This window comes from Microbacterium sp. Marseille-Q6965 (assembly GCF_946151065.1).
In the GTDB taxonomy this organism is placed as follows: Bacteria; Actinomycetota; Actinomycetes; order Actinomycetales; family Microbacteriaceae; genus Microbacterium.
The window spans coordinates 1,224,276-1,241,105 of record NZ_CAMGZA010000001.1 but is presented as its reverse complement, the minus strand read 5'-3'; the positions used below and the strand labels follow the sequence as shown (position 1 = coordinate 1,241,105).

Genomic DNA, 16,830 nt, shown 5'->3' with positions numbered 1-16,830 from the left:
GTGAAGTTCCGGATGAATTCGTCGGGGAGTGGACCGGAATTCTGGTAGGAAGACTTCAGAGGCGGCGCGCTCCCGGTTCGGGAGGCGCCGCTCGAGCTGTGTGAGGGCGCCAGGCGTCCCGCGTCTGGAGTGGGGGAAGTGTGAGTCGTTTCGGCTGGCTGCGCAAGGGCGGGAACTCGAGCGAGAGCGGGCGTCGCCGCGGCACTCGTCGCAGACTGGCGGCGCCGAATCCCGGCACCGCGGCGCTCGCCGTGGTCGCGGTGGTCGCGGGGCTCCTGACGCCGCTCGCCGCGGTGGCCATCGGCGAGCCGTCGCCGGCCGCCGCCGCGACCGCGCCCTCCCAGCAGTGGGTGACGAACGTGTCGACGGTCACAGGATCCGGCGTCGGTGCCACCAGGACCCTCACGTTCAACAGCGGAGTGACGGCCACGGAGAGGATCACCCAGCTCACGGGAAGCTGCAACCCGTTCGGCGCGGGAAGCGCCGGATGGAACAACGTGCCGGCGTTCCTCGAACCGGATGCTCCGGCCGAGGCCCGCGGAGCGGACGGCAACTGCGCCGGCCCGCCGTCGGGTGGGGGTTCCCGCACGTCATCCGTGGAGTTCAGCAAGCCGATCATCGCCCCGGTCATCCACGTGACGAACCTCGACGCGTCTCGCCTCGGTGTGACCGGAGGTGGCACGCTGACTCAGCTCGCCAAGAACAACGCCCTCGAGGTATCGGGCACCACGCTGAACTCCGGCCTCCAGGCGGCGCTGAACACCGGGTGCGCCGGAAACGACGGCAGCAACCCGAACGGAGGCTGCGGCTCCTTCCGCCTCACGTCGGCCAGCCCCATCACGACGTTCAACCTGGTCAACAACACCGCGAACAGTACGCTCACGGGCGCGGGACACAACGACTCGTGGAGCTACACGCTGTCGTACCCCACGGCCCCGCTGACGAAGGCGTTCAGCCCGGCCAGCATCACCGTCGGCCAGACCAGCCAGTTGACGTTCACGATCAGCAACCCGAACGAGCCCACCCAGCCCACGCTGACGCCGCTCGGATTCACCGACTCCCTGCCTGCAGGAGTCACCCTCGCCAACGGCACCGTGTCGAACAACGGCGCCTGTGGCGCTCCCACCGCGAATGCCACGCAGGGAGCCACGCAGTTCTCCGTGTCGGGCGTCAGCGTCGCTCCCGGCGCAACGTGCGAGATCACCATCAACGTCACGTCCGACGCCCCCGGCAGCTACACGAACGACACCAGCAACCTCACGACGACGGTCGCCAACCTCGTCCCCAACGCCAACACCACGCTCACCGTGACGGAGCCCGCGCCGTCCCCGTCGCTGTTCGTGTGCACGAGCGACCCGTACGGCTACCTGTTCCAGACTCCGTCGGGCGCCACCGCGACCGACGCCTTCGCCGTGAACCTCGTCACGGGGGAGTTCACCACTGAGGCAGAGGACTTCGCCGCCGTCTCGAACGCGTTCGGTTACAACCCGATCGACGACTACATGTACGCCATGTCGCTTTCGTCGGGCGAGTTCACCGTGACGCGCGTAGGAGCCAACTACGCCGTCGAATACATGGGGATGCCCGAGAACTGGGAAACGTTCCCTGGGATGCCCTCGCAACTGGTCTCCAGCCTTCCCACAACGGGTGAGTTCGACGCGGACGGCAACTACTGGGTGGCCATCAACTCGAACACGATGCCGTGGGCGAAGATCGACATGGACCCCGACTCGCCCACGTTCTTCCAGGTCGTGGCCGCCGGAACGGCGGCTCTTCCGAGCGGGGTGACCGCCGGAATGCCCGACTGGGCGTACAGCGTCGATGACGGCAACCTCTACGGGTTCGGCTCGGGGCCGGCAACGCAGTCTCCCCGGCAGTACTCCCTGCTGAGGTTCAACACCACGACCAACGCCGTCGAGCTGGTCGACGCCGTGGGGCCCATGCGGCACCCCAACGGCACCTACGCGTCCGTCGGGTTCGGTGCCACTTATGCGGATTCCGACGGATACATGTACGCGTCCGAGAACACGACCGGCGGCATCTGGCGGGTCGACATGTCGAACGGCGACGTGCAGTACTTCGCCGACGGGCCCGCGAGCGCCGGCAACGATGGTGCGCGCTGCTTCAACGCGCCGACGCCGATCGACTTCGGTGACGCGCCCGACGACTACGGCACGACACTCGCCTCCGACGGGCCCCGCCACGCGGTGCCCGGCTACGACGAGCCTGCGCAGACCGCGCCGGTGATGCTCGGTTCCTCGATCGACATCGAGACCGACGGCCAGCCGGGTCAGGCGGCGGACGGCGACGGCGCGGACGAGGATGGTGTGGCGTTCAACCCGGCGCTGGGGTACCCGAATTCGACGCTGCGGACGGGGCTGGACCCGGCGTCGCTGCAGGCGGTGCAGAACACGCTCGAGGTGGAGGCGTCGGCGGACGGCTTCGTGAGCGTGTGGGTGGACTGGAACCAGGACGGCGACTTCGCGGACGACGGCGAGCGGGTCGCGAACGCGCAGCCGGTGGTGGCCGGGGCGAACGATGTGACGTTCACGCAGGGCACGAACCCGGCGGGGATCTCGTCGTATGTGCGGGTGCGGTACTCGACCGACGCGGCGGCGATCGCCGAGCCGACCGGTGCCGCGCCGGACGGTGAGGTCGAGGACTACCGGGTGCTGTTCGAGCGCCTCGTGCAGTCCGACACCTGCACGACCACCGGGGCGGAGTACTACGCCTTCACGTTCGCTCAGCCGGTCGACTTGACGGGCACGGGCGGCATCGGATCGAGTGCCCGATATGAAAACGTGACAGTCGTCAATGGCGTTCCCGTTGACATGGTTGCCACAACAGTGGCGGGCGCGATGTACAACGGTGCGTGGCCCCCGAACGGGTATACCGTCCTCGAGGACGACGCAGCGTGGAACGTCAGGTTCAACGCAACGATCTCCTATGCGTTCTACGAAGCTGGTACGACAACGCCTGTCGAGGTGAACGCCGTATGGACAGTCAACGACATGGACGGGCCGCCTCTCACTCAGGAGCGCGCCACGTTCCAGGCGGCCGATCTTGCCGCATACAGCGTCGCCGAGGGCAGCCTCGTCGAGGTTGTGGCGTCTGACGACACGGTGGCGTTCAACGGAAACGGCAACAACAACGGAGACATGGCGAGCCGCTTCCAGGTCCTCATCGAGGACCGCAGCGCTCTCGACGTGGAGTGGGACGGATTCGGAAGCTCCGGCTTCGGCTTCGACGGCGACGGCGACCTCGGTATCCAGCCCCCCGCGTGCGAGGACTTCGGTGACGCACCGAACTCGTACAGCACCGACCGCGGAAGCGACGGTCCGCGGCACGCGATCTCTCCGGGGGTATATCTCGGCGAGACGGTCGATATCGACGCGGATGGCCAGCCGACAGCTGCGGCGGATGGCGACGACACCACGGGTGTCGCGGACGAGGATGGTGTGGCGTTCAACCCGGCGCTGGGGTACCCGAATTCGACGCTGCGGACGGGGCTGGACCCGGCGTCGCTGCAGGCGGTGCAGAACACGCTCGAGGTGGAGGCGTCGGCGGACGGCTTCGTGAGCGTGTGGGTGGACTGGAACCAGGACGGCGACTTCGCGGACGACGGCGAGCGGGTCGCGAACGCTCAGCCGGTGACGACCGGGGCGAACGATGTGACGTTCACGCAGGGCACGAACCCGGCGGGGATCTCGTCGTATGTGCGGGTGCGGTACTCGACGGACGCGGCGGCGATCACCGAGCCGACCGGTGCGGCGCCGGACGGTGAGGTCGAGGACTACCGGGTGCTGTTCGAGCGCCTCGTGCAGTCCGACACCTGCACGACCACGGGGGCGGAGTACTACGCCTTTACGTTCGCTCAGCCTGCTGCGGCCGACCTCACGGGAACGGGCGGCGTCGGATCGACGGCGCGCTATCGCAACGTGACGGTCGTGGGCGGCGTGGCGGTCGACATGTTCGTCCGGGTCGCCGCCGGCGACATGCGTGAGGCCGGAGGCGGCGGCGCGCCGCCGAACGGCTTCCACGTCTTCGGCGACGACGCGGCATGGCAGATCGACCCGGCCGCGACGCTGCAGTACTCGTTCTACGAGGCGGGCACGACGACGCCCGTCGAGATCAACGGCGTCTTCACCGTGAGCGACATGGACCGGAGCGCCGACGGGACCATCACGGAGCGCGCGATCTTCGACGCTGACGACCTGGCCGCCTACGGCGTGAGCCAGGAGAGCTCGGTCACCATCACGCAGACCGGCGGCAACATCGTCTTCACCGGCACCGAGCCGGCCAACAGCGACCCCTGGAGCCGCTTCCAGGTCGTTCTCGAGGGGAAGAGCTCCTTCGAGGTCCGCTGGGAAGGCGGAGCGGGCTCCGGCTTCGGCTTCGACGGCGACGGCGACCTCGGCATCCAGCCCCCCGCGTGCGAGGACTTCGGCGACGCGCCGAACTCGTACCGCACGGACCTCGCGACCGACGGCCCGCGTCACACCATCGTGCAGGGCCTGACCATCGGCACGGCGATCGACTTCGATCCGGACGGGCAGCCCGCGTCCGGCGCCGACGGCGACGATCTCAACCGCATCGCGGACGAGGACGGCATCGCGGAGCCGATCGTCGTGACGGTCGGCGACGAGACGACGGTCACGGTGTCGGCGACGAACGCCACCGCCGCGGCGGCGACCCTCGCCGGCTGGATCGATCTGGACGGCAGCGGCACCTTCGACGCCGGCGAGCTCGTCACCGTCGCCGTACCCGCGAACTCGGGAACCGCCCCGTACGAGCTCACCTTCCCGGCGGGCACGGTCACGGCCGACACGTTTGCGCGCTTCCGCCTCTTCCCGGCCGACGTGACGACGTTCGCCCCGACCGGCGCGGCAACGGCCGGCGAGGTGGAGGACCACCCCGTGACGGTGACGGCGCGTCAGCTCGCCGTGACCAAGACCTCCGACGCGACCGCCGACTCGCGCCAGGGCGACACGATCACGTACACGGTCACGGCCGAGAACACCGGCACGGCCGACTACACCGACGATCACCCGGCCGTGGTGCTCGACGACCTCTCCGGCGTGCTCGACGACGCGCGGTTCAACGGCGACGCCGAGGCCTCGGTCGGGCCGGCGCCGTTGTTCGCCGAGCCGATCCTGAGCTGGGCCGGTGCCCTTGAGGCCGGCGAGACGGTGACGATCACGTACTCGGTCACCCTCGCCGCGGGCGGCGACGGTGTCGTGCGCAACGTGGCGTTCGGTCCGGACTGTGACCCGGCCGACGCCGAGTGTGACACGACCACGCCGTCGTGCGACCCGCCGGTCGACGGCATCGATCCCGACACCGGCCGGCCCTGCGCCACGACCGAGCTGCTGCTGCCGCGCCTCACGCACACCAAGGTCGCCGACACCACCGAGCTGCCCGTCGACGGCGGCACGGTGACGTACACGGTCACGGTGGAGAACGTCGGCCCGGGCGACTTCACGGCCACGGCGCCGGGCGCGTTCACCGACGACCTCGGAGCGGTGCTCGACGACGCCACCTACAACGACGACGCCAGCGCGGACGTCGGGACGGTGACGTTCGACGAGGACGGCCAGACGCTGGAGTGGTCGGGCGCACTCCCGGCGGGCGAGGCCGCGATCGTGACGTACTCGGTGAGGTACGACGCGTCGACCGGAGACAACGTGCTGCTGAACGTGGCGTGCCTGCCCGCGGAGCTGGCGGCCGATCCGGCCGACCCGTGCCGCTCGGTGCAGATTCCGGGTTCGGCGCTGCAGGACCGCAAGTCGGTGAGCCCGGCCTCCGGCACCTCGGTGGTCGCCGGGCAGGAGGTCACCTACACGCTGTACTTCGAGAACACCGGTCAGGCGGATGCCACCGTGGACACCTTCGACGATCTGTCGGCGGTGCTCGACGACGCCACGCTCACGGGCGGGCCGACGACCTCGAACCCGGCGCTGACGGCGGTGCTCAACGGCACGCAGCTCGACATCGACGGAACGGTGCCGGCGGACGAGATCTACACCGTGTCGTACACGGTGACGGTGAACCCGTTCGATCAGCAGGGCGATCACATCCTCGCCAACGTGCTCGGCGGCGAGGACGGCTGCCACCCCGACGACCCGACCTGCCGCACGCAGAACCCGATCCGTCATGTGTCGGTGGAGAAGACGTCCGACGCCGTCGCGGGCGTCAACACCGGCGACGAGGTGACGTACACCGTCACGATCGAGAACGACGGCAAGGGCGACTACACGGCCGAGACGCCGGCGAGGGTGAGCGACGACCTGTCGGGCGTGCTGGATGACGCGGTGTTCAACGACGACGCGGAGGCGTCGGCGGGCGAGGTGTCGTTCGAGGCGCCGACCCTGGCGTGGTGGGGCGCGCTGGCCGCCGGCGAGCGGGTGACGCTGACCTACTCGGTGACCGTGACGAACGCGGGCGATCACGTGCTCGAGAACGTGGCCGGCGCCGTGTGCGCCAGCCCGGAGGTGTGCGAGCCGCCGGTGACGGTGACGACGCCGCTGCCGCACATCGTCCCGGCGAAGACGTCCGACCCTGCATCGGGGGAGGCCCTGCAGGCGGGTGATGTGGTCACCTACACGCTGTCGTGGACCAACGACGGCCAGGCCGCCGGCGCACTGGACTCGACCGACGACCTGTCGGACGTGCTGGACGACGCCGAGGTGACGGGCGAGCCGGTGCCGTCGGACGCCGCCGTGACGGCGGTGCGCGAGGGCGAGCGCATCCGCGTGACGGGCACCATCCAGCCCGACCAGACAATCACGGTGACGTACCAGGTCACGATCCGGGCGGACGGCGACCGCGGCGACAACGTCGCGTCGAACATCCTGACCCCCGACGTGCCGCCCCAGGAATGCGACGACTGCGACCCGTTCGAGCCGCCGACGACCACGCACCCCATCGGGGAGCTGGACGACTGGAAGACCGTGGACCCCGCCTCGGGAACGACGGTGCGACCGGGACAGGAGGTCACGTACACCCTGCACTTCGAGAACATCGGCGAGGCCGACGTCGACGTGGCGCGGGATGACGTGCTCACGCAGGTGCTGGACGACGCGACGGTGAGCGCGCAGCCGGTCGCCTCGGACGATGCGCTGGCCGCGTCGACCGTGGAGGACGAGCGGTTCTCGGTCACGGGCACCCTCGCGCCGGGGCAGCGGGTGACGGTCACGTACACGGTCACCGTCAACGAGGACGGCCAGCGCGGCGACGACCGCCTCGGCAACGCGCTCGTGCCGGCCGGGACAGACCCCGCAGACCACTGCGCCCCGGTCGATCCGCAGCGTTCGGACTGCACGGTGAACCCCGTGTCGAACGTCGTGGCATCGAAGTCCGCCGACCCGGCGTCGGGCACGACGCTGCAGCCGGGCCGCCAGGTGACGTACACGCTGACGTTCGAGAACGTCTCGACCAACGCGGAGGCCGCCGACGCGGAGATCGACTACACCGACCACCTGGTCGATGTGCTCGATGACGCCACGGTGACGGACGAGCCCCGGTCGTCGGATGCGTCGGTGACCGCCGTGCGTGAAGGCGACACGATCCGCGTGACGGGCGCCGTCTCGTCCGGCGAGACCGTGACGGTCGTCTACACGGTGACCGTGAAGTCGTACGACGAGCAGGGGGATCACCACCTCGGCAACGTCATCGCGGTCACGGGCGAGGAGCCCATCTGCGCCCCCGAGTCGTCGCTGTGCACGAGCCACGACCTCGCGGAGCCGCCGGGGCTGGCGGCCACGGGCGGCACGATCGCCTGGATCGCGGCGCTGGGAGCAGCGATCCTGCTGCTCGGGGGCGGGGCGATCCTGATCGCCCGCCGCCGCGCCAGGGACTCCGAGCCCGCCGCCTGATCCACCGCCGACCGTCCCACGCGCGGAAGAGCCCCCTCTCTCGGGAGGGGGCTCTTCCGCGTGGCGACCGCTCAGCGCCGTTGCGGCACGGCCTCCGCGCTGCTGCCGGTGATCTACAGAGCGGAAACGGATGTCTCGTCGGCGCCGCGGTCGGCGCGGGCGGAGGTGAGACGAGCGGGACGACGTCGCCATACCGGCCACCAGCACCTCACCGCGCTTCGGTAGTGGCGGTACTCGTCACCGAACCGCGCCTCGAGGTCCGACTCCTCCAGGGGGCGGACGAAGACGTGCCAGAGCACAGCGCCGCACAGCGCGTAGGTGACCGTCAGCCACGACGACAGGAGCAACCCGACGGCGACACCCTGCAGGATGCCCGCAACGGCCATCGGGTTGCGCACGAGGCGGTAGGGACCCGCCACGACGAGTCGGTTCGGCATGGCCGAGGGCAGCGGAGTGCCGTCGCCGCGGGTTGCGATCGACCAGGCCGCCCAGAGCCCCAGGCCGCTGGCGAGCAGGAGCAGGGCGAGTCCCATGGGCGTCGCCACGGGCGCGAAGGCGGCGTCCAGGCCCCAGCGCCGTTCGATGAGCGCCACGGCGGGCGGAATGACGGCCAGGAAGAGCCCCCAGAAGCACACGGTCTGAGCGGCCGTCAGCGCAAGGTGGCGCAGCGCACCCGCGCGCGGTCGTGCCGCGCGGAAGGCGAGGGGACCGCGCAGGAGCCGGTCGACGGGTACGCGCCCGAGCGTCGCCAGGCCGGCCGCCGCGCCGGACCCGCATGCCGCCGCGATCATCGCGAGGGCGCCCCAGCCTGCCAGGCCGGTTGCGGTGGCGTAGACGACCATCCCCGCCGCGACGAGACACGTCCAGCCGGTGGCGATCACCACCGCCACTCGTGAGCCCCCGGCCGCCGCGGCGGAGGCGAGCACGAACAACGGCACGTCGAGGATCGCGAGAAGCACCGGGTCGAGGTGCCCGAGGGTCGCCTCTCGAAGCCACGGCAGCGTCGCCACCGCCAGCCACCATGCGCCGCCGCCGGCCGCTTGGGCGGCGAAGTACCACCGCCCCAGTGACGCGCCGCGACCGATCCGCGGCGACGACGACGTGCGCGTCTCAGCCCCCGAGGCCGCGAGCGATCGCGGCGGCCGCCGCCAGCCAGGCGCGCTGCGTGTCGGGTCGCAGCACGCGGTAGTGGAGCTGTGCCGCGCCCATGCCGGGGTCGTAGGGGATGCGCACGACCTCGCGCACCAGCTCGCTGTAGCCGTCCTCGATCCGGCGGATCTCGGACGCCGTGGCCTTCTCGTCCGATTGGCTCACGATGGCCACGGCGTTGCGCGAGAGGGCGGCGGAGCGCTCGTCGCGCTCGGCGAGCGCCTCGAGCAGCAGGGCCCCGGCCTCGGCGTGCTCGGCGCGTGACGAGGTGGCAACGACCAGCTGATCGGTGTGGTCGATCATGCGCAGCCACATCGGGTCGGACTCGTCGTTGCCGGAGTCCATGACGATGAGACGGTAGTACTTGGCCGCCACCGCGTGGATGCGGTCGACGTCCTCCGACGAGACGCGCTGCTGGCTGGCCAACACCATCGGCTGCGAACGGAGCACGTCGTAGCGGTCGCGCGACTGGTGGTGCACGAAGCGCGCCAGCTCGGCGGACTGCGCGTTCGTCGACAGCAGTCGCTCGGTCTCGGGCAGCAGGTCGTGCAGCGTGGCCTCGTGCGGGCCCTGCTCGGTGCGCCAGCCCAGCGTGCCGCGCGTCTGGTTGTTGTCCCACGCGAGCACGCCCGCGCCGCCGTAGCGGGCGAAGACCGCCGAGAGCAGGATCGTCGTGGGCGTCTTGTTCGCGCCCCCCTTGCCGTTGACGACGGCGATCGTGCGGGGGCCGGGCCAGTGCTGGGAGACCGCGGCCTGGTCCTCGCGCTCGGCGCGCTCGGCCGCGCTCGGCGGCACGCGCATCCCGGCGCGGGCGAGCGCACCGCGGAAGCCGCGCGTGGCCGGTTCCTCGAGGCGCTCGGGCGCGATGAAGGAGCGGCGCGTCTGCGGCGTGATCTGGCGGGCTGCAGGGATGCCCGGGGCGGGCGGCGCGGCGCTCGCCGGGGTGGGCAGCGGCAGCGGGGCGGGCTGAGCGCGGGCGACGTCGGCCGAGGCCGGGGCGGCAAGGTCGGTTGCCGTGACGGGTGCGGCCGGCTCGATCGGGCTGCCGGCTTCGGCGCCCTCCCCGGCTTCGGCGGGGGGGGCCCCCGAAGGGGGGGGGGGGCCCGTGGCTCGAGCGGCGGGGGCCTGCGAACGCGGTCGCCGCGGGCTCGGTGTCCGCAGCGACCGGGGCCGGGGCCGGCTGGTCGGAGGTCTCCTCCGCGGCGTCGACCCTGCCGTCGGGGTGGACGATGAGGGGCCAGGTCGCGTCGGGCTCCTCCACCGTGACACGCACGGGCCGCTGGAGGCGCTGAGCCGTCTCGGCGCAGAAGCGCACGACCTCGCGCCGGGCGTTCTCGGCGGAGTCGGTGGCGATGGGGTGCTCGGCGTCGTTCATGAGGAGCACGCCGTTCCCGTCCGCGTCGATGCGTGCGGAGATGACCGGCCACGTGGGTACGTACTGCATGCTGATCCCCCTCGGACGCGACCCGCGAACGGGGTCTGGCGATGTCCTCCAAGCCTACGGCGTCGCTCCCCGGGCACCGGAAGCGCACGACTTGCGCGCGGCGAAAGATCGCCGATTCTTGCGCTCGTTCGGCGCGATAAGACCGCCCCCGACGTTCCTAGGCTGGCAACGCGGAGTCGCCACAAGCGAAGGAGTGACGTGGGCCAGTACGAAGAGCAGCAGTCGGCGTGGACCGCTCGCGAGGAACTCGCAGAGCGGATGATCCCGGTCATCGGCCGGCTGTATCGCGAGCACGGGATCGTGCCGTCGATCCACGGCCGTCGCCTGGTGGGCGGCTCGCCCATCGACATCCTCAAGGCGCACCGCTTCGCGCGGCAGACGGCGGACGAGGCCCTCGACCCGGCCAAGACGCTCGCGGTGCTCGAGACGCTCGAGAGCCTCGACCTCGGGGCCGCGTCCGTCGACATCGCCCGCCTCATCGGACGCTTCGACGCGCAGGGCGGCACCTACGAGCGTGCCGAGCTGGCCGACTTCCTGCGCTCCGAGCTCGCCGAGGTGGTCGGAGCGGAGGCGCCGGCACCCACCGACGTGGTGCTTTACGGCTTCGGGCGCATCGGCCGCCTTATCGCCCGCATCCTCATCGCGCACGCCGGCCGGGGATCGGGGCTGCGCCTGCGTGCCATCGTCGTTCGCCGGGGAGGCGAGAACGACCTGCGCAAGCGGGCGAGCCTGCTGCGCCGCGACTCGGTGCACGGCGCGTTCCAGGGGTCGATCGAAGTGGACGAGCAAAACCAGACGATCCTCGCCAACGGCACGCTCATTCAGGTGATCCACTCGGACGACCCCGCCGCCATCGACTACACCCGGTACGGGATCAGCGACGCCATCGTGGTCGACAACACCGGGCGCTGGCGCGACGAGGAGGGGCTCGGCCAGCACCTGCGCTCGAAGGGCGTGGCGCGCGTGCTGCTCACCGCCCCCGGGAAGGGCGCGATCAAGAACATCGTCTACGGCGTCAACGGCGACGACATCGCGCCGGGCGATGCGATCCTGTCGGCCGCCTCGTGCACGACGAACGCCATCACTCCGGTGCTCGCGGCGCTCGACGAGGCCTACGGCGTCGAGCGCGGGCACGTCGAGACCGTGCACTCGTTCACGAACGACCAGAACCTCATCGACAACTTCCACAAGGGGGACCGGCGCGGCCGGGCTGCCACCCTCAACATGGTCATCACCGAGACGGGCGCGGCCAAGGCCGTCGCCAAGGCGCTGCCCCAGCTGAAGGGCCGGCTCACCGGCTCCGCGATCCGCGTGCCCACCCCCGACGTGTCGCTCGCCATCCTCAACCTGCGGCTGGGTCGAGCGGTGACGCGCGACGAGATCAACGGCTACCTGCGGCGGACGTCGCTCACCTCGCCCCTGCGCCAGCAGATCGACTACGTCGAATCGCCCGAGGTCGTCTCGACCGACTTTGTCGGCAGCAACCGCGCCGGCGTCGTGGACGGCTTGGCGACGATCGCCGACGGCGACGAGAACGTCGTGCTCTACGTCTGGTACGACAACGAGTTCGGCTACTCCTGCCAGGTGGTGCGCGTGCTGGAGCGGATGGCCGGCGCACATCCGATCGTCCTGCCCGAGCACGAGCCGGTGGCCGTGGAGGCGGTTCCGGCGCCCGTCTCGGCCGTGGTCTGACGTCGCCGCGGGAGAGGCCGGTTCCCGGTGGGCGCGAGGGCGCTCTCGACTACCCTGGGAGGGGATAGGGGAGGGCTCGTGGGACGCAATGCGGATGCCATCGCCGAGGGCGTGGCGATCGCGCTTGCCGCGGCGCGGCTGCAGGTGAAGAACCGCATTCTCGTCAGCACCATCTCGCTCGGCGAGAACTTCGATCCGGATCACTTCGCACCGGTGGCGCGCGAGGCGCTCTCGCAGCTCGCCGATGAGCAGGAGCAGGTGTCGGAGTCGATGACGGCGGCGCGCAAGCGTGCCTGGGGTCGGCACTCGCAGCCGCACGGGACCCACGACTACCGCGACCGCGACGTGCGCAATCTGCGCCGCCGTGCCAAGCAGGCCGCGGGCGTGGCCAAGCGGCTGCGCGATCGGATGGACGACCCTGCGCAGCTTCGCGAGCTCGTCGAGGCCGCTCGCGACGCCGCCTGGGGCGACGTGCAGCAGAACCTCGATCGGCGGTTGCAGATCGAGGGGATGCGCCCCGACCAGGATCCCGACTACGCCCGCATGCGCGATGCCCGCATGCAGGCGCTGCGTCTCGTCGATTTGCAGCGACTGTCGGCCGACGCGCGCGCCCGGCGCCGCGCCGACCAGCAGGAGCAGCCCGCGCAGGAGGGGGCGGCGGAGTCGTCCTGATTTCGCGTGGCGCCGCAGCGTGATGTACTATGGACAGGTTGCTTCGGCAGCGGAAACTGCGCCCGTAGCTCAATGGATAGAGCATCTGACTACGGATCAGAAGGTTAGGGGTTCGAGTCCCTTCGGGCGCGCACTGTGTTGAGACAGTAGGCAAGGCCCGGTTCCTCAGGAACCGGGCCTTCGTCGTTCCGGCGCACAGAACGACCCGCGGCATCTCGCCGTCACCGGCGTTTCGGGCGGGCGAGGCGGGGCGCGGGCGAGGTCGAGGGGCTCAGAGCGCGTCGCGCAGCTTCTGCGTGAGGGTCTTGAGCGTCCTCAGCTCGTCCGTGCTGAGCGCGCCCATGCGGTCGGCGATGTGCTTGCCGTGGCGAGTCGCGATCGCGCGGAAGGCGCGCTCGCCGTTCTCGGTGGCGGTGACGAGCGCGCCGCGCCCGTCCTCCGGGTCGGCCGTCTTCGTCACGAGGCCCCGCGTGACCATCCGGTCAACGAGGCGCGAGACGCTCGGCTGGCTGATGAGCATGTTCGCCGTCACCTCCCGAAGCCGGGCGGTGCGCTCGGGCGCGCGGACGACGGTGAGGAGCACGTCGTACTCGGGCTGGCTGAGCGCGGCATCGTCGAAGTCGGCCTGGAGCCGCTCGAAGATCTCGTGCTGCGCCCGGAAGAGGTTCTCCCACGCCTCGACGGCGAGCCTACGGTCAGCCATGTATTCAACTGTATCCACGTGGGGCGCCCGCGGCCCCGCGACGCGGCCCTGGCGAAGGCCGCGGGTGACCACTCGATAGGGTGGCCGGGTGGAGAGCACGGGGGATTCGTGCGCCGGATGAGGGCGTGGTCGCGGCGCTGTGCGGCGGTGGCCGGGGTGGTGCTCGCGCTCGCTCTGGGGGCCGCCGTGCCGGCCTCGGCGCACGGGGGCTCGCCGGGCGCGGCACCGGGCATCGCGCGCGCCGACGTGAACGACTTCGCCTTCGACAGCCTGCACGTGGAGTACCGGCTCTCGCGCACTGCCGAGGGCGCCGGCGTCGCGGTGGTGACCGAGACGTTCGTCGCCGACTTCCCTCCCGAGCAGAACCGCGGCATGCAGCGGCGGATTCCGGACGGGAACCTCGGGGCGCCCATCCACCCGCAGCTGCGCTCGGTGACCGACGACACGGGCGCCGCGCGACCGTACGAGGTCGAGCATGATGACGGCGCCCTCGTCATCACCTCCGCGGTGCCGGAGGGGGAGCACGCCGAGGGCCACCAGACGTACGTGTTCACCTATGGGCTCGAGAACGTCGTGGCCCCCATGGACAACGGGTTCGACGAGTTCTACTGGGACATCAACGGCGAGGAATGGCCGCAGGCCTTCCGCGAGGTGACCGCGACGGTCATCATCGACGCGGAGATCGCCCCGGAGCTCACGGGCAGCGCCCGCTGCTACATCGGCCGTGACGGCGAGTGCGGGATCACGCGCACGGACGAGGCGGACGGGTCCGTGCGGTTCGACACGGCGCCCGTCGCGGCGGCGCCCTACGAGAGCGCCTCCGTCGCGATCGGTTTCGATCCGGGGGCGTTCGCCGACTACGACGCGTCGTACCTCGCGTCACCGTGGGGGTGGGCGCAGGCGGTCGCCGCGGCGGGGGCGCTCGGATTCCTCGTGTGGGCCATCGTCGTACGGGTGACGAGGCTCCGCGACGACGACGGGCGGCCGACCGTCGTGGCCGAGTTCGAGCCCCCCGACGGCGTGGACGCCCTCACCGCCGCGGTGCTGCTCGGGCGACGAAGCGCCGCGATTCCCGCCGAGGTGTTGGAGCAGGCGGTGCGCGGGTCGCTGCGGATCGTCGAGCAGCCCGGCATGTTCCGCCCCAGGCTTGCCGCCGAGCTGGTGGACCCCGACCGGGCCGACGCGAACGGTCGCCGCATGCTCAAGGGCATGTTCGGCCACCGGCTCACGGCGGGCAGCACCTTCCGATTCGGCACCCGGAGCCCTCGCCTGGCGAAATCGGCGCGCGGCCTGCTGTCCGCGACGTCCCGGCGGGTGGATCGTGCCTGGCGGCGTCGTGAGAAGCCGGAGTGGGCGATCGTCGCTCCCGGCCTCCTCGGAGCCGTCTTCGGCGTCGCAACCTTCCTTCTCGGCATCGCCGCGGTCACGAGCTACGTCGAGCCGTTCCCCGCCGTGCCCCTGCTCATCGCGGGGCTGGCGGCGGCCTTCGTCGACGTCATCCTCGTGGCGCGGAAGCCGCTCAATGCACGCGGCGCCGAGATCCGCGACCACCTCAGGGGGCTGAAGCTGTTCATCGAGTGGGCCGAGGAGGACCGGATCCGACTGCTGCAGTCGCCGCACGGCGCCGAGCGGGTGCGCGTCGACACGTCGTCGCTACACGAGATGCTCGTGCTGTACGAGCGATTGCTGCCCTTCGCCGTGGTGTTCGGGCAGGAGAAGCAGTGGGCCGATCGGCTCGCGGTGATGTACGGGTCGGATTCGCCGGGCTGGTGGGCGGGCTCGGGCGCGTTCAACGCCGCGGCCTTCGCCAGCGGTGTGGGGTCGGTGTCGGCGGCGACCGCCAGCAGCACCTCGAGTTCCGCGGGCGGCTCGACGGGTGGCGGCTACGGCGGCGGCGGAGGCGGCGGTGGCGGAGGAGGCGGCGTCTGAACCGTGCCTCGTCTCGGACGTCGCCGGAGAGATGCGGAAAGGGCCGGTCGGTGAGGATCCGACCGGCCCCTTGTCCCTTGCACCAAGAGTGTCCTGCAATCACATGCGGTCACCGCCACAGCAAACGGTTTCCGTGCTGAGCACTCTATAACGGAAACGTAACGGAGGGAAGGGCCGACGTTACTTTTCCGTGATCTTCATCGGGTGTTCACCCGACTCAGTGCGGCGGCAGGTTCGCGACACCGTGGCGTGCCGGCTCGTCCGGCTCCGCGGCCGTCTCGGGGGAGACTCCCGAGTCGCCGGTCGGCGCCTCCGTGTCGGGGTACTCGGGCTGGTCGACCTCGCTGTCCCCGCGTTCCTCCTTCGGGGGCAGGTGGTCGAGGGGCTGCTTCACATCGTCTCGATCACTCATGCCCCCAGGCTGCGCGATCCTCGTCGCGGGGTGGAGAGGGTTGCGATCGACGGGGGCTCGTGCTCCGTCGAGGCGCGGATCAGCCGAGTTCCTCTCTGAGGGCGGCCGCGGCCTCGAGGGCGACGCGGCGCATCGCCTCGACCGTCTGCCCGCCCACGTGCGGTGTCACGATGACGCGGGGGTGATGGCGCAGGGGGTGGTCCTCGGGCAGCGGCTCGATCGCGGTCACATCGAGCCCGGCGCCGGCGATGCGGCCGTCGTCGATCGCGTCCAGGAGGGCTGCCTCGTCGACGATGCCACCGCGGGAGGTGTTGATGATCACCGCGTGAGAGGGCATGCCCGCCATCCGCTCGCGCGACAGGATCCCACGCGTCTGGTCGGTGAGAGGCACGTGCACACTGACGGCGTCGGCGCGAGAGAGGAGCTCCTCCAAGCCGCACGGCTCCACACCGGACGCGCGGATCGCGGCCGGGTCTGCGAAAGGGTCGTGCGCGAGCACCGTCATGCGGAAGCCGCCGGCCCCGATGCGAGCGACCTCCTGCGCGATGCGGCCGAAGCCGATCAATCCGAGGACCGAGCCTCCCAGCTCGCGCCCGATCAACCGTTCACGCGGCTCGCCGCGCACCGCCGCGCCGATTCCGCGTCGCGTGGCAAGAAGCAGCGCAACGGCGTGCTCGGCCACGGCCGGTGCGTTCGCGCCGGGCGTCGTCGTCACCCGCACCCCGCGCTCCTGGGCCGCCGCGACATCGACCGAGTCGATCCCGGCGCCGTGCCGCGCAATGATGCGCAGTCGGGGCGCTCGTCGCATCATCGCCGCGTCGACGCGGTCCGTGCGCAGGAGGATCCCCTCGACGTCACCCGCCACCTCGTCGAAGTCGCTCGCGTCGTCGCCCCACCCCCGGCGCACGTCCGCCCAGGAGGCGAGGTCATCCAGTGCGTCTTGGTGTACAGGGCG

Annotated in this window: 9 protein-coding genes and 1 tRNA gene; 5 read left to right on the top strand and 5 right to left on the bottom strand. The window is 71.1% G+C overall.

Going from position 1 to position 16,830, the window contains the following annotated elements; translation table 11 throughout:
• Nucleotides 1-140 precede the first annotated feature (140 nt).
• A complete protein-coding gene (locus tag N8N77_RS05885) occupies nucleotides 141-7,874 on the top strand; it encodes a DUF11 domain-containing protein (RefSeq protein ID WP_261165378.1) in 7,734 nt (2,577 codons plus the stop codon).
• 113 nt (nucleotides 7,875-7,987) lie between these two features.
• Here the strand turns inward: N8N77_RS05885 and N8N77_RS05880 are convergent, their stop codons facing one another.
• Nucleotides 7,988-8,884 carry an isoprenylcysteine carboxylmethyltransferase family protein gene (locus tag N8N77_RS05880; protein ID WP_261165376.1) on the bottom strand — a complete coding sequence of 299 codons (897 nt, stop codon included), beginning with the start codon at nucleotides 8,882-8,884 and terminating at the stop codon, nucleotides 7,988-7,990.
• Nucleotides 8,885-8,984: 100 nt separating this feature from the next.
• Nucleotides 8,985-9,824, bottom strand: coding sequence for an AAA family ATPase (locus N8N77_RS05875; RefSeq protein ID WP_261165374.1), 840 nt, complete (start codon nucleotides 9,822-9,824; stop codon nucleotides 8,985-8,987).
• Between the two features lie 901 nt (nucleotides 9,825-10,725).
• Between N8N77_RS05875 and N8N77_RS05870 the strand changes: the two genes are divergently transcribed.
• The 3 genes from N8N77_RS05870 to N8N77_RS05860 all read left to right on the top strand — a co-directional run bounded on the left by N8N77_RS05870 (nucleotide 10,726) and on the right by N8N77_RS05860 (nucleotide 12,962).
• Nucleotides 10,726-12,159, top strand: coding sequence for a glyceraldehyde-3-phosphate dehydrogenase (locus N8N77_RS05870; RefSeq protein ID WP_396652803.1), 1,434 nt, complete (start codon nucleotides 10,726-10,728; stop codon nucleotides 12,157-12,159).
• A 78-nt stretch (nucleotides 12,160-12,237) separates the two neighbouring features.
• Nucleotides 12,238-12,831, top strand: a complete 594-nt coding sequence (locus N8N77_RS05865; RefSeq protein WP_261165370.1) for an asparagine synthase — start codon at nucleotides 12,238-12,240, stop codon at nucleotides 12,829-12,831.
• 58 nt (nucleotides 12,832-12,889) lie between these two features.
• Nucleotides 12,890-12,962 (top strand) — tRNA-Arg (locus N8N77_RS05860).
• A gap of 140 nt (nucleotides 12,963-13,102) precedes the next feature.
• Here the strand turns inward: N8N77_RS05860 and N8N77_RS05855 are convergent.
• The gene (locus N8N77_RS05855; RefSeq protein WP_261165368.1) at nucleotides 13,103-13,534 is read right to left on the bottom strand and encodes a MarR family winged helix-turn-helix transcriptional regulator; all 432 of its coding nucleotides are present in this window, start codon (nucleotides 13,532-13,534) and stop codon (nucleotides 13,103-13,105) included.
• Between the two features lie 117 nt (nucleotides 13,535-13,651).
• Here N8N77_RS05855 and N8N77_RS05850 point away from each other — a divergent pair, with 117 nt between their 5' ends.
• Entirely contained in the window at nucleotides 13,652-15,463 is a 1,812-nt protein-coding gene (locus N8N77_RS05850; RefSeq protein WP_261165365.1) for a DUF2207 domain-containing protein, read from the top strand.
• Between the two features lie 217 nt (nucleotides 15,464-15,680).
• Here the strand turns inward: N8N77_RS05850 and N8N77_RS05845 are convergent, their stop codons facing one another.
• On the bottom strand, nucleotides 15,681-15,875 hold the full coding sequence (locus tag N8N77_RS05845; RefSeq protein WP_261165363.1) for a hypothetical protein: 195 nt from the start codon (nucleotides 15,873-15,875) through the stop codon (nucleotides 15,681-15,683).
• A gap of 79 nt (nucleotides 15,876-15,954) precedes the next feature.
• Nucleotides 15,955-16,782, bottom strand: coding sequence for an NAD(P)-dependent oxidoreductase (locus tag N8N77_RS05840; protein WP_261165361.1), 828 nt, complete (start codon nucleotides 16,780-16,782; stop codon nucleotides 15,955-15,957).
• Between the last annotated feature and the right edge of the window lie 48 nt (nucleotides 16,783-16,830).

Bases quoted from the DNA above. Each gene is read 5' to 3' on its own strand.
- N8N77_RS05850 (WP_261165365.1), top strand. From the start codon at position 13,652: ATGAGGGCGTGGTCGCGGCGCTGTGCGGCGGTGGCCGGGGTGGTGCTC.
- N8N77_RS05875 (WP_261165374.1), bottom strand. From the start codon at position 9,824: ATGCGCGTGCCGCCGAGCGCGGCCGAGCGCGCCGAGCGCGAGGACCAG.
- N8N77_RS05870 (WP_396652803.1), top strand. From the start codon at position 10,726: ATGATCCCGGTCATCGGCCGGCTGTATCGCGAGCACGGGATCGTGCCG.
- N8N77_RS05845 (WP_261165363.1), bottom strand. From the start codon at position 15,875: ATGAGTGATCGAGACGATGTGAAGCAGCCCCTCGACCACCTGCCCCCG.
- N8N77_RS05855 (WP_261165368.1), bottom strand. From the start codon at position 13,534: ATGGCTGACCGTAGGCTCGCCGTCGAGGCGTGGGAGAACCTCTTCCGG.